The sequence below is a fragment of the Sulfuricurvum sp. genome (genome assembly GCF_049277495.1).
Taxonomy (GTDB): Bacteria; Campylobacterota; Campylobacteria; order Campylobacterales; family Sulfurimonadaceae; genus Sulfuricurvum.
In genome coordinates this window covers 1-12,484 of record NZ_JBASYM010000003.1, presented here as the reverse complement: position 1 = coordinate 12,484, position 12,484 = coordinate 1, and the positions used below count along the sequence as shown (strand labels likewise).

15 protein-coding genes are annotated in these 12,484 nt (G+C 42.7%); 13 read left to right on the top strand and 2 right to left on the bottom strand.

Annotation, left to right across the window (positions count from 1 at the left end):
• Positions 1-15: 15 nt before the first annotated feature.
• The 3 genes from hemL (at position 16) to WAO38_RS00750 (ending at position 2,212) form a co-directional block, all read left to right on the top strand.
• Positions 16-1,299 (top strand): glutamate-1-semialdehyde 2,1-aminomutase, encoded by a 1,284-nt coding sequence (gene hemL, locus WAO38_RS00760; protein ID WP_422233391.1) that lies wholly within the window; start codon positions 16-18, stop codon positions 1,297-1,299.
• A gap of 102 nt (positions 1,300-1,401) precedes the next feature.
• A complete protein-coding gene (locus tag WAO38_RS00755) occupies positions 1,402-1,704 on the top strand; it encodes an AtpZ/AtpI family protein (RefSeq protein ID WP_422233389.1) in 303 nt (100 codons plus the stop codon).
• Positions 1,694-2,212: a hypothetical protein gene (locus WAO38_RS00750; RefSeq protein WP_422233387.1), complete on the top strand. Its 519-nt coding sequence runs from the start codon at positions 1,694-1,696 to the stop codon at positions 2,210-2,212. Before WAO38_RS00755 ends, WAO38_RS00750 begins: the two co-directional genes overlap by 11 nt.
• Here the strand turns inward: WAO38_RS00750 and WAO38_RS00745 are convergent.
• Together WAO38_RS00745 and rpoD are read right to left on the bottom strand one after the other, a co-directional pair.
• Entirely contained in the window at positions 2,187-2,873 is a 687-nt protein-coding gene (locus tag WAO38_RS00745; RefSeq protein ID WP_422233385.1) for a hypothetical protein, read from the bottom strand. The genes WAO38_RS00750 and WAO38_RS00745 overlap by 26 nt on opposite strands.
• On the bottom strand, positions 2,873-4,735 hold the full coding sequence (gene rpoD / locus WAO38_RS00740; protein WP_422233383.1) for an RNA polymerase sigma factor RpoD: 1,863 nt from the start codon (positions 4,733-4,735) through the stop codon (positions 2,873-2,875). Before rpoD ends, WAO38_RS00745 begins: the two co-directional genes overlap by 1 nt.
• Positions 4,736-4,879: 144 nt before the next feature.
• Between rpoD and WAO38_RS00735 the strand changes: the two genes are divergently transcribed.
• The 10 genes from WAO38_RS00735 to WAO38_RS00690 form a co-directional block, all read left to right on the top strand.
• On the top strand, positions 4,880-5,704 hold the full coding sequence (locus tag WAO38_RS00735; protein WP_422233381.1) for a flagellar hook-basal body protein: 825 nt from the start codon (positions 4,880-4,882) through the stop codon (positions 5,702-5,704).
• Positions 5,705-5,723: 19 nt separating this feature from the next.
• A complete protein-coding gene (flgG, locus tag WAO38_RS00730; protein WP_422233379.1) occupies positions 5,724-6,512 on the top strand; it encodes a flagellar basal-body rod protein FlgG in 789 nt (262 codons plus the stop codon).
• Positions 6,513-6,608: 96 nt separating this feature from the next.
• Positions 6,609-7,112 carry a 3-isopropylmalate dehydratase small subunit gene (locus WAO38_RS00725; RefSeq protein ID WP_422233378.1) on the top strand — a complete coding sequence of 168 codons (504 nt, stop codon included), beginning with the start codon at positions 6,609-6,611 and terminating at the stop codon, positions 7,110-7,112.
• 3 nt (positions 7,113-7,115) lie between these two features.
• Positions 7,116-8,192, top strand: coding sequence for a 3-isopropylmalate dehydrogenase (gene leuB, locus WAO38_RS00720; protein ID WP_422233376.1), 1,077 nt, complete (start codon positions 7,116-7,118; stop codon positions 8,190-8,192).
• Entirely contained in the window at positions 8,180-8,428 is a 249-nt protein-coding gene (locus WAO38_RS00715) for a tetratricopeptide repeat protein (RefSeq protein ID WP_422233374.1), read from the top strand. Before leuB ends, WAO38_RS00715 begins: the two co-directional genes overlap by 13 nt.
• Positions 8,419-8,751, top strand: a complete 333-nt coding sequence (locus tag WAO38_RS00710; RefSeq protein WP_422233372.1) for a CiaD-like domain-containing protein — start codon at positions 8,419-8,421, stop codon at positions 8,749-8,751. The genes WAO38_RS00715 and WAO38_RS00710 overlap by 10 nt, the downstream gene beginning before the upstream one ends.
• Positions 8,752-8,781: 30 nt before the next feature.
• Positions 8,782-9,621 carry a formyltetrahydrofolate deformylase gene (gene purU / locus WAO38_RS00705; RefSeq protein WP_422233370.1) on the top strand — a complete coding sequence of 280 codons (840 nt, stop codon included), beginning with the start codon at positions 8,782-8,784 and terminating at the stop codon, positions 9,619-9,621.
• The gene (locus WAO38_RS00700; protein ID WP_422233368.1) at positions 9,622-10,092 is read left to right on the top strand and encodes a tRNA (cytidine(34)-2'-O)-methyltransferase; all 471 of its coding nucleotides are present in this window, start codon (positions 9,622-9,624) and stop codon (positions 10,090-10,092) included.
• A 348-nt stretch (positions 10,093-10,440) separates the two neighbouring features.
• Positions 10,441-11,100 carry a S24 family peptidase gene (locus tag WAO38_RS00695; protein ID WP_422233366.1) on the top strand — a complete coding sequence of 220 codons (660 nt, stop codon included), beginning with the start codon at positions 10,441-10,443 and terminating at the stop codon, positions 11,098-11,100.
• A gap of 14 nt (positions 11,101-11,114) precedes the next feature.
• A partial coding sequence (locus tag WAO38_RS00690) for an SH3 domain-containing protein (RefSeq protein ID WP_422233364.1) occupies positions 11,115-12,484 on the top strand: 1,370 nt, incomplete at its 3' end.

The window sequence follows — 12,484 nt, the reverse complement described above, 5'->3', positions numbered from 1 at the left end:
ATAATAGGATTATGAATGAGCATTGAACACTCACAAAGCGCTTTTGAAAAAGCCCAGCAACTCATCCCGGGAGGCGTTAATTCTCCTGTCCGCGCCTTTAAAAGCGTCGGAGGCATTCCTCGTTTTATCGCGAGCGGGGAGGGCGGATATCTGATCGACATCGACGGCAATCGTTATGTGGATTATGTTCAAAGCTGGGGACCGTTGATTTTCGGTCATCGTGATGAGAGTATCGAAAATGCCGTTATTGAGGCAGTCAAACACGGGCTGAGCTTCGGAGCGCCCACGGAAGCCGAAAGTGATCTCGCTGAGCTGATTATCTCCATTTACGACTCTATCGAAAAAATACGTTTTGTCAGCAGCGGAACCGAAGCGGTTATGAGTGCCATCCGCCTTGCGCGCGGGTTTACCGGACGGGATGATATCGTCAAATTCACAGGGTGTTATCACGGGCACAGCGATGCGCTTCTCGTGCAAGCAGGTTCCGGTGCCGTAACATTCGGAACTCCGAGTTCACCGGGCGTTCCTGCCGATTTCACCAAACATACTTTATTAGCCGAATACAACAACATCGAAAGCGTCCGTCAATGTTTCAAAGAGAGCCCGGGGATTGCCTGTGTCATCATTGAACCGATTGCCGGGAATATGGGTCTTGTCCCCGCAACGAAAGATTTTCTTGCCGAGCTCAGAGCAGTGTGTGATGAATACGGTGCCTTATTGATTTTTGATGAAGTAATGAGCGGCTTCCGTGCCTGTTTGCACGGGGCAGAGAGCATTACAGGGACCAAACCTGATTTGGTGACCCTCGGTAAAGTCATCGGCGGAGGAATGCCGGTAGGTGCATTCGGCGGGCGTCGTGAGATTATGGCCCATTTATCACCGGAAGGCGGTGTTTATCAGGCAGGAACCCTCAGCGGCAATCCTGTCGCTATGGCCGCAGGATTGGCATCGATCAATAAATTAAAGTCCAATGCCAGAGTATTCGGTGTCTTAGAAGAACGGGCAAAACGTTTGATGAACGGATTTGCAGATTCCGCTAAAAAACATAATATCGGGTTGCAAACAGATGTCCGCGGTTCAATGTTCGGATTTTTCTTCAGCGGTGATCAGGTGACGAATTTCGCCGAGGCATTGAAAAGTGATACGGCACGATTTGCCCGTTTTCATGCTGCGATGCTTGACAGCGGGTTTTATTTTGCCTGTTCACAGTTTGAGACAGGATTTATCTGTACTGCTACAACGGATGCAATGATCGAAGAGACGATCACGGCAGCCGATAAAATATTTTCAGAATTGTAAAACAGGCACATAAGTGTACGCGGGCTTCCTGCCGAAGGAAACCCTGTGTTAACGCAGCTAATCGGGACGTGTTCCGATAGCGTATGAAAAAAAGGAGCTGTAATGGAAGAAAATCAAGAAGAACATAAACCGCGTATTAAACCGATCATAGAGGGTGCGGAGAGCCTTTCTTTAGGTATCTCAATCGTTGTTGCCATTTTAATCGGGGTAGCGATAGGTTTTGGACTTAGAAAACTTTTCGGTATCGATTGGCTGTTGTGGATCGGTGTTGTACTGGGTATCGCTGCCGCATTTTTAAATGTTTACAAAGCCTATAGCAAACAATACAAAGAATTTGAAAAACTTTCCAAAGACCCTCGGTACAATATGGGACAAACGGTCGGTGAGGATGATGATGAGGATTAAACAGGCCGTCCGTATTTTTGTATTATCGCATTTTGCCGTATTGCTTTTACTTTTTTTATCCAAAGCAGTCTATGCAAACTTCACGGTCGCAATGCTCACGTCGATGTTCATTGTGATGGGATCCTTATACTCATACCGAAACATGATTACACATCGCGTTGAGGGTGCTGAATTAGACGACACTAAAGATGTCATCGACATGATGGATGACCCGTATGATTTGTATGAAGAAGAACGGGAACAAGAGATCACGGATATCAAACAGATGATCAAAGAAGAAAAAGCACGTCAAAAAAGCAATATTGTCCAAAATACGACACAAAATGCCTCTGCATGGGTCTCACTTTATCGGCTCGTTCCCTATGCATTTTTAATCTTGGGTTTTTTGGCCCTCAATAATAGCCATTCACTCTTGGTATTACCCTACCTTCTAGGACTTGCGGCAGGTATCCCTTTGGGATACTTTATTGCCCGTGAGCTGTTTATTTCACAATCATCGGAACATTAAGAATAATTTTTTGCTCTTTTATATCAACGAAGAGATTATTCTCTTCGGCTAAATGGGTGATATCCGGAATAAATTTACGGATAATCGTCTCAGCAGATATCTCAATAGAGAAAAGTGAATATTTCTCACCTTCGAACTTGATGTGTTCCCCGACACGGAAAAACAAACGTGTCAGAATCTTCTCATTTCCCCCCATCGAGAGATAAATCTTATTCAGAAGTTTAATAAACATTTCGGTTTGAAGACGGATCTCCGGGATGGTAGGATCGAGCTCTTTAGGATACTTTGTCTGTGACCCGATCGAGTTGGAGCTGATACACAGATCGATCAGAGTGTAAACATTGACCAATTGTCCATCGGGCTTTTGCTTGGTAAACTGGAAAGAGGGGAGTTGGTAAAGACGGATACCGATCTGCTCTTCATCTTCATAGCCTACCGTAATACCGAAAAACTTAAAACGGCCGAACTCAAGTTCTAAAAATGTCGTTTTAAAACCAAAAGATGAACTCGCATAAGTTGTCGCAATTTTATAGATGGCAGACGCTTCAATCGCACCGAGCAGATATTGCGCTTCGGTATTCAACGATACGATTTTTCCGCCTGAATTAAAAAGGATAAACGGATTGAAATCGTATTCAATCCATTGCTGATCGAATGTCATCAGTCCTCGATATAATTTTTGAGTTTGCGACCCACTTTAGGGTGCTTGAGTTTTTTGATCGCACTGGACTCGATCTGACGGACACGCTCACGGGTAACATTAAGTTCTTTTCCGATCTCTTCGAGAGTTCGGTCACTTTCATCGTCCATAATTCCGAATCGCATTTTGATAACCGCCTTTTCACGTTCATTAAGCTGTTCAAGTACGCTTTCGATCTGAACTTTCAAATCGTCTTTCAAAATAGCATCACTCGGTGAGATCGACATCTTATCTTCGATGAAATCTCCGAAACGACCGTCTTCTTCGTTTCCGATAGGAGCTTCAAGAGAAATCGGCTCTTTGGTGATTTTGATAACGTTTTTAACTTTTTCGACAGACAAACCGACTTCTTCTGCGATGGTTTCGACATCCGGCTCTTTTCCGTGCTCTTGGAGATGTTTACGCATAATCTTGTTGATTCGGTTGATCGTCTCGATCATGTGGATCGGAATACGGATAGTTCTTGCCTGATCGGCAATCGCACGGCTGATAGCCTGACGGATCCACCATGTCGCATAGGTCGAGAATTTGTACCCTTTTTGGTATTCAAATTTGTCAACCGCTTTCATCAAACCGATATTTCCTTCCTGGATCAAATCCAAGAAAGGGAGGCCGCGGTTAGTGTAGCGCTTCGCAATCGAAACAACAAGACGGAGATTTGATTTTGCCATCCGAGTTTTGGAAACTTCAGAGATATTTTTACCCCGTTTGATCTGCTCCAAAATATCGGCTAACTTGTCCGGTTCCATATTAAAGCCGCCTTTGGAAGCTTCTTTGGTCTGGATCAGTTTTTTGATCTCCATATAGGTACTGACCATCGTTGCTTCAGGCACTTTGGTCGCGATCTCTTCTTTGGTCAAGTCGCAAATTTTATTCAAAATCAATGTGTGATTCTTTTTGAGCTGGTCGTTGAAAAGCGGTAGCTTGTATTCAAGACGTTTCAACTCACGGTCAAACCCTTCATCACTACGCAATGCCGTTTCCATAGAGCGGACAAGTTCATTGATGAGTTTAGAGGTAGGCCCAAGATCAAGCAATGCCTCTTTCAACATTTTTTTCTTAAAGCTGACATTGAGGAAAAACAAAACGTAATCCGCATCCATTTCATCAATACTGCATTCGTCTAACATCTTCTCAGTCGCTTTGACCCAGTCTTTTTTTGCTTTCTCAAGTGCTTTAAAGCTGGTGACAACTTTTTCTACCCGTTTTTTGTCTTTAACCGACGGGGCTTTTTCTTTGGTTTCTTCATCATCGGTATCGTCATCGGTATCGTCTTCGCTGTCCTCTTCTTCTGCTTCTTCAAAACTTTTGAAAAGTTCTTTGACACGGCGTTCACGGTTGATGAGAGGATCTTTGTAATCGAGGATAAAATCGATCAGGTAAGGAACCGAGCAGATCGCATCGATAATAATTCCTTCTCCCATTTCCATACGTTTGGAAATTTCAACTTCTTCTTCTTTAGTAAGAAGGGGAATCTGACCCATTTCACGTAAATACATACGGACAGGAGAATCTGAACGAGACCATTCAAGCAGTTCATGCTGCTTGAGAATATCAAACTCATCCCCGCTGGCTTCTTCAATAAATTTAAGCTGGGCGGCACGTTTTGCTGCAGCCTCTTGCTGATTGAGCATTTTGGCATGCTCCGAAGAGGTGAACAGGCAGATCTTGTGTTTTTGAGCTAACTTTAGGATGGTTTTTGCTTGCGCAAGAGTCGGTTGTTTGTCAAAAGGATCGACAATTGTTTCATAAGTGAGACAATTTTTGGATTTATGTTCGGTGAATAGGGTTTCGAGATGTTTATTTAAATCTTTGACACTCATGCGAGGAAGACTCCCTTACGTTAAAAAGAGGTGGATTATACCGAAATATTTCTTAAACACATTTATAGGCTATAAAATCTCATCTTTCCAGAACGTTGGAACACTTGTTGCTATCTGAGTCTCAATACTCCACAAGGATGATAAATGCAGACCGGATATTATGCGGCAACAGCGGGAATGGTAGCCCAGTTCAATCGTATGGACACGATCGCTTCCAATCTTGCTAATGCTAATACAACGGGATACAAACGGGATCAATTGATCACAGGCGATTTTGTGCGTCTATTTAAAGAAGCACAAAGCGAGCTTCCGATTCAAAATCAAACCGAAGCTGCAGCACAGTATTTGAACCGTTCGCTCAGCCGCGTACCTCAGATCACCGATGCTTATACCGATCAAAGTCTGGGCTCAATGCAGCAAACCGGTAATACCTTTGATATGGCATTATCAAAAGAGGGACAGTTTTTTGCGGTCAGCACACCCCAAGGTGTCCGTTTGACGCGTGATGGTACATTTACCCTTAGTGATCAGGGAAAACTAGTGAACAAACAAGGACATGAAGTTCTTTCAACTGATTATTTTCAAACGAAAACAGCTATTACCTTGAACCCCGGTGACAGTATCGTTACGATCGATAAAAACGGACAAATTTCGACAAACGTACCCGGGTCTAACCAAATGATTGCCAATAAAAAAATTCTTGTTGTCGAGCCGCAAAACATCCGTATGCTGATGAAAGAGGGCGACAATCTCTATGTTCCTGATTCAACCGATCCCCTGACACCGCTTGCGGATAGCGGAAGCGTAATGCAGGGGTTTACTGAGAGAAGCAATGTCAATGCCGTCAATGAAATGATTTCACTGGTCGAAGCCAACCGGCTGGTCGGAATGTATCAAAAAGCCATGGATACGCAGATGAATGACATGAACCGCGATGCAATTGAAAAAATCGCTACAACACGACGATAAAACTAAGGAGAAATGACTCATGATGCAATCACTTTATACCAGCTCTACCGGGATGCTCGCAATGCAAACCCAAATCGACACTACAGCGAATAATATTGCCAACGTTAATACGATGGGATATAAAAAATCTCGTGCCGAGTTTGCCGATTTGATGTACAAAGTCATGACCTATGCCGGAACATCTACCAGTGACACGACTCAGTCTCCGACCGGTATTGAAGTGGGGCTAGGGGTTCGGCCTACGGCGATCAATAAAATTTTTACGGAAGGAAGTTTAAAACAAACGGACAATCCTCTTGATCTTGCGATCACAGGCCAAGGCTTTTTTAAACTGCAACTTCCGAACGGTACGGAAGTCTATACCCGTAACGGTTCCTTCAAAGTGGATGCGAACGGAACAATCGTCAACTCGGATGGCTACACTCTTATCCCTGAAGTCGTTGTTCCCTCCGATGCTACCAATATCAGCATCGGCACAGACGGAATTGTGAGTGTGACTCAGCCGGGACAGGCACAGGCAACACAAGTCGGACAGATTTCATTGACCAACTTTATCAATCCGGCCGGCTTACATGCGATGGGGGACAACCTTTTTGTTGAAACCGACAGTTCCGGACAACCTGTCGAAGGTACAGCGGGTGAAGACGGTTTAGGTTCAATCCGCCAGGGATTTGTAGAACTCTCAAACGTTCAGCTGGTGGTTGAACTTACCGATTTGATTACCGGTCAGCGTGCCTACGATGCAAACTCAAAAGTGATTACGACCAGTGATGAGATGCTGGCAACCGTCAACGGATTGAAACGTTAATATTAAACACTATTAAATCCCTTTTTCGGGGATTTAAAACTCTTTCAACTCTTCTTGGCTATAATCCACTCAATTTTACATACGATAGGATTTTTGATGCAGAAAATTGAAGGGAAAGTTTGGAATTTCGGTAAAGACATCGATACCGACCTCATTATCGCAGCCCGTTATCTCAACACCTCTGATCCCAAAGAGCTTGCCAAACATGTTATGGAGGATGCTGATCCGACATTTGTGAGCAAAATGACTCCGGGTGATATTATCGTAGCCGATGAAAATTTCGGTTGCGGATCTTCTCGTGAACATGCCCCGATCGCGCTTAAAGCAGCTGGTGTTGCAGCGGTTATCGCACCGACGTTTGCCCGTATTTTTTATCGAAACGCATTCAATATGGGATTGCCGATTTTTGAACTTACCGAGAGTTTAGAGATCAAGGAAGGTGAATCCGTCAGTATCGATATGGATGCGGGGACCATCACCAATACGACGAATGGAAAAGTTTACTCTTTTATCCCCATCCCTCCGTTTATGCAAGAATTGCTAAGCGCCGGTGGATTAATGAATTACGCAAATGCCGAAATAGCGGCACAGGAGAAATAATTGATGAAAAGTTACAACATTGCACTGATTAAAGGGGACGGAATCGGTCCTGAGATCGTTGATGAAGCGGTTAAAGTCCTGGATGCCGTTGCCGCTATGGAAAATATCGAATTTAATTACCAAGAAGCCTTGATGGGCGGATGTGCTTACGATGTAACAGGCGATCCTCTTCCTCAAGAGACAATCGATATTTCACTTGCCAGTGATGCGGTACTTTTCGGTGCTATCGGCGGAACCAAATGGGATACGCTTCCGAGAGAAAAACGTCCTGAGAGCGGATTGCTCCGTTTCCGTAAAGAGTTAGGTGTTTTTGCCAATCTTCGTCCGGCAAACGTATACGATGAATTGGTTAATGCCAGCTCATTAAAACCTGAAATCGTCAAGGGTGTCGATTTAATGGTCGTACGTGAACTGATCGGCGGTATCTATTTCGGTGAGCCGAAAGGGCGTGATGAGAACAAGGGCTGGAACACGATGGTCTACACCCGTGATGAAGTGATCCGTATCGCTCACGTTGCGTTTAAAATCGCCATGGAACGGACGAAAAAAGTATGCTCTGTTGATAAAGCTAATGTTTTAGACGTCAGCCAACTATGGAGAGAAGTTGTCGAAGAAGTGGCAACCGAGTATCCGGAAGTGGAACTGAGCCATATGTATGTAGATAATGCGGCAATGCAGTTGATTCGTGATCCAAAACAATTCGATGTGATTTTAACCGGCAATATTTTCGGAGATATCCTGAGTGATGAAGCCAGTATGCTATCGGGTTCTATCGGGCTATTGCCATCTGCATCCGTAGGTGCTTCCATCGGAGTCTATGAACCGATTCACGGTTCAGCGCCTGATATCGCAGGGCAAGGGATTGCCAACCCTATTGCAACCATTGCAAGTGCTTCCATGATGCTCCGTTTTGCGTTAAATGAGCAAAAAGCTGCTGATCGTATCGATTATGGAATTAAACAAGCATTGGCACAAGGATATCGAACCAAAGACATCGCAGGGTTTGATGCGAAAGAGATCTGCTCTACCAGTGAGATGGGTTCAATTATCGCTAACTTCGCGGCAAAATGCAAACTTTAACACTCGCCAATATTTATGAACTTCAAGGGCTCAAAGAAGATGCTCTTGAAATTTATAAAGAAATTTTAAAAAAAGACCCTTCTAATGCAGATGCAAAAATTGCTATTCGCAGACTCTCCGGGATGCGGAAAAAGTTTTTAGGGGTTAATAACGAAATGAAAGCTTTTTTTGTCCAGATGGATGATGAGGCAGAATTTATTCAGTTTGAAAGGTGGTTGTTGCGTACATGGAACTAAAAGATGTTATTTTATCCACATTGGCCGAAATTGAAGAGTTATCGACATTGCCCGAACCTTTAGAAAATATCGGGCATCCTAAAGAAGAGATACCTCTTCATGAAGAACCGATAAAAAATGACCATCCTGTAGTTGAAACAATTCACACAGTGCGTGACGATGAGGCCCGAATGTTAGAAGGTATCCGAGAACGTTTACTGGTTCTTTTTGAAGGATTCCAATCACCGAACAATGTCCAAATCGAAGCTAAGGTCGATTTGACACTCAATTTTCTTGAGTATCTGTTAGCGACTATCGACCATCGTTTAGACACCATCAAATAATTTAAATGCGCGCAAATTCGAGGATGACCAATGAATGAACAATATCGTGTACTGATCCGTTGTAATGATGAAAAAGGGCTTGTATACAAAGTATCAAGTATCTTTTACCACCGCAATCTCAATATCATTTCCAATAATGAATTTGTGGATAAAGCACACAATAAATTTTTTATGCGCAGCGTTGTTGCGGGAGAAATTGCTCCCGATGTACTGCGAAATGAACTTGCCAATATTTTGCCCTCGAATGCACATCTTGAAGTGATTGCTCCTCGGAAAAAGCGCGTGGTACTTATGGCAACGAAAGAATCTCATGCTCTCGGAGACATCCTAATACGCTATGAAGCAGGTGAACTTGATTGCCATATCGTCGGAGTCGTTTCCAATTACGATTTGCTTGAGCCTCTGGTATCAAAATTTGATATCCCTTTTTATACGGTATCCCATGAAGGATGTGACCGCGACGAGCATGAAAAACGTGTTCTTGCCAAACTCTCCGAGCTTGGGGATATCGACTATATTGTACTGGCCAAATACATGCGTATCTTGACTCCACGATTTGTAGAAACATATGAAGATAAAATTATTAATATCCATCACTCGTTTCTTCCTGCTTTTATCGGGGCTAACCCGTATAAACAAGCGTATGAGCGCGGAGTGAAAATTATCGGGGCAACTGCCCATTTTGTCAATAACCATCTGGATGAAGGGCCGATTATTGCTCAGGATGTTATCCATGTCAATCATGCTTTTGGATGGGAAGAGATGCAGCGTTTAGGACGGGATGTCGAAAAAATTGTTTTGTCTAAAGCGCTTAAACTGGCATTGGAGGATCGTATTTTTGTTCATACCAATAAAACGATTATCTTTTAAATGTTTAATATCGTATTAGTAACTCCCCAGATTCCCAATAATACCGGGACAATAGGAAGACTTTGCGTTAATACCGGTTCAACGCTTCATTTGATTAAACCCCTCGGATTTGATATTGATGAAAAAGCGGTGAGACGCGCAGGTTTGGATTATTGGCATAAAATTGATTTGCATGTCTGGGAAAATATGGAAGAGTTTTTGGAAGCACATCCTAACAAAGAGCGTTTTTTCTTTGCTACGACCAAGACGGAAAGACCTTATTTTGAAATTCCGTTCGAAGAAGGGGATTATCTCTTTTTCGGAAGCGAAACATCAGGGCTTCCGGCGGAAATTTTGGATGCATACCCTGAGCAGACCATGACAATCCCTATGACCAAAGAGGGCCGCAGCCTCAATCTTGCCATCAGCAGCGGTATTATTCTCTATGAAGCGATCAAACAAAATTTTAATTCTTATCGAAAGATGATGTAATATGAGCCAAATACTTGATACCATAGTCCTCGTACTCTTTGTACTTTTTATCGTATATATTTTTCGCGGATATCATCTATCGCGTTTAGAAAAATATGATAAAGAAGAAGAAAAGAAAGAAGACTAAAAAAGTCTTTCTGCCCATTTCTCCATCTTAATCTCAAATTTGTCCATCCATCCGTTTGCTTTACGAATAACCTTTGCCATCGTCTACTCCTTGAGTGATATTAGGCAAATAGTAAATTAAATTCAAAAATATCTCATATAATATGTCATTTTGTCATATAAACTAAATTTTTATGTCATAATCCATACAATATCTTATCAATAGTTTAAAAGGATTTCACTGTGAAAACATTCAGCGATATAGTTGAGACGATCAAAGATATTGTCTCTTCCGAGTTTCCCGATAAAAAAGTTTTCGATAAAGATGTGGCAGAATTATTAGAAATTACGCAAATGAATTTTGCAACCATGAAAAAGCGCAATAAGATACCTTTTAATGAGTTGCTTGATTTTTGTGCGAAGCGTTCTATCGCGATTAACTGGCTCCTTTATAATCAATCTCCGGAAAGTCTTATCGAACCGACTAACCGTTTTTATATGGTACGCTATTTCTCGTCGGTAAACGCCTCTGCGGGGGGCGGGGCGGAAAATGATGAGCTCTCCTATGAGCCGTTGATGCTGGAAGAAAATTTTGTCGTCTCCCTCGGGGGAGAAAAAGAGTTGCGCCATATCGAAGCAATTAATGTTTCAGGGGACTCGATGGAGCCCTCATTCAGCTATAACGACATCGTCTTTGTCAACCGTTCAAAAAATGATCTGAGTCGCGGAGGTATTTTTACAATTCGTACTGAACATGGACTATTTATTAAACGATTACAAGTACGAATTGATGGTAAACTTGATATTATTTCTGATAATAAAGACTATCCGACCTATATTGCCCGAAAAGACGAAGTTGAAATTATCGGAAGAGTCGTAGGGCGTTTCGGCGGAGTAGAATAAGATTGGAAAGTATGATGAGAACAACACTGTGGATGGGTGGAATTTTATTGCTATTAGGCGGATGCAGTACCCATACTCCGATTATCGCACCTCCGCTGAAACCTCTTAATACTCTTCCTAAAGTTGATAATAATGAAAGTGTATTGACTGATCCGTTTTGTTGTATGCTTCCACAAGATTTGGATTTAAAGTTACCCGAATACGGTCCAAAGGTTAATGACTTAGAACGCTTTGAGCAATCGATGAATCCTTATGTCGACAAAAATGCTGTTGAACATGAAGAGCTTTTGGAAGCTCAAATGAATTTTGACGGACGCTATTTCTCTCCATGGAACTATACACTCCCACCGCAAAGCGTTCAAGATGTTTCCTGGCCTCTTCGTGCGTACCGGGGAGGTTATGGCAGTAATCTTTTACCCGTTAATCCGGCTTGGTTTGAAGAGATGCGAAATCAAACTAATTTTGAGGCCTATGGAACCCTCAACCAAAAAGCGGTTACCCTTAAGTGGATGAATATCCGTGCTTTTCCTACCGATAAGCCGCTTTATAAAAATCCTGATCGCCCCGGGGACGGATATCCGTTCGATCTTCTCCAAAACAGCAGTGTCAATTTCAACGAACCTATTTTTATTTCGCATACTTCGAAAGATGGTGCCTGGAGTTATATTTTTACCAATAACGCATCCGGATGGGTCAAATCTGAAGGGGTCTGTGCAATCGATAATTCAATGGCTTCAAATATTCAAAAATCAGAAAAAGTTTTTATTACTGAAGATAATGTTGCCATATATGATAGCAGTAACCGATTTGTCGCGTATTCTCGCATAGGGATGGTTTTGCCTTTAGAACGCATTGAGGGAGAGAATTATTATTTAAAAGGCATTGATTCGAATAATTCGGTACAGACTCTTGTATTACCGGTCAAATCCGGGCATGTCGGAGTCAGTAAACTGAATAAAGCTGATTTAATTACGGTCGGAACACAGATGCTCAAAAATACCTATGGCTGGGGCGGCATGTACGGTGAACGAGACTGTTCCTCCATGATTCGGGATATGCTTACTCCCTTTGGCATTTGGTTGCCCCGTAACTCTTCAGCTCAATCTCGTAAAGGAGAAATCGTATCATTTGACGGGCTTTCGGATGATGAAAAGATTTCTATGATTAAAGAAAAAGGGATCCCTTTTGAGACAATTATTTATCTCAAAGGGCATGTCTTGCTATATATCGGAACCTATCATGAGAGTGTCATGGTGATGCATAATATATGGGGAGTCCGAACGGTTGATAAACTGGGAAATAAAGGAAGATATATTATCGGTAAAGCGGTGATCAGTACGTTAGATCTGGGTTCGGAGTTGGAAGAGTACGATCCGGCAATGAA

Excerpts from the sequence above, each read along its gene's own strand:
- hemL (WP_422233391.1), top strand. The coding sequence starts at position 16 with ATGAGCATTGAACACTCACAAAGCGCTTTTGAAAAAGCCCAGCAACTC.
- WAO38_RS00755 (WP_422233389.1), top strand. The coding sequence starts at position 1,402 with ATGGAAGAAAATCAAGAAGAACATAAACCGCGTATTAAACCGATCATA.
- WAO38_RS00750 (WP_422233387.1), top strand. The coding sequence starts at position 1,694 with ATGAGGATTAAACAGGCCGTCCGTATTTTTGTATTATCGCATTTTGCC.
- WAO38_RS00745 (WP_422233385.1), bottom strand. The coding sequence starts at position 2,873 with ATGACATTCGATCAGCAATGGATTGAATACGATTTCAATCCGTTTATC.
- rpoD (WP_422233383.1), bottom strand. The coding sequence starts at position 4,735 with ATGAGTGTCAAAGATTTAAATAAACATCTCGAAACCCTATTCACCGAA.
- WAO38_RS00735 (WP_422233381.1), top strand. The coding sequence starts at position 4,880 with ATGCAGACCGGATATTATGCGGCAACAGCGGGAATGGTAGCCCAGTTC.
- flgG (WP_422233379.1), top strand. The coding sequence starts at position 5,724 with ATGATGCAATCACTTTATACCAGCTCTACCGGGATGCTCGCAATGCAA.
- WAO38_RS00725 (WP_422233378.1), top strand. The coding sequence starts at position 6,609 with ATGCAGAAAATTGAAGGGAAAGTTTGGAATTTCGGTAAAGACATCGAT.
- leuB (WP_422233376.1), top strand. The coding sequence starts at position 7,116 with ATGAAAAGTTACAACATTGCACTGATTAAAGGGGACGGAATCGGTCCT.
- WAO38_RS00715 (WP_422233374.1), top strand. The coding sequence starts at position 8,180 with ATGCAAACTTTAACACTCGCCAATATTTATGAACTTCAAGGGCTCAAA.
- WAO38_RS00710 (WP_422233372.1), top strand. The coding sequence starts at position 8,419 with ATGGAACTAAAAGATGTTATTTTATCCACATTGGCCGAAATTGAAGAG.
- purU (WP_422233370.1), top strand. The coding sequence starts at position 8,782 with ATGAATGAACAATATCGTGTACTGATCCGTTGTAATGATGAAAAAGGG.
- WAO38_RS00700 (WP_422233368.1), top strand. The coding sequence starts at position 9,622 with ATGTTTAATATCGTATTAGTAACTCCCCAGATTCCCAATAATACCGGG.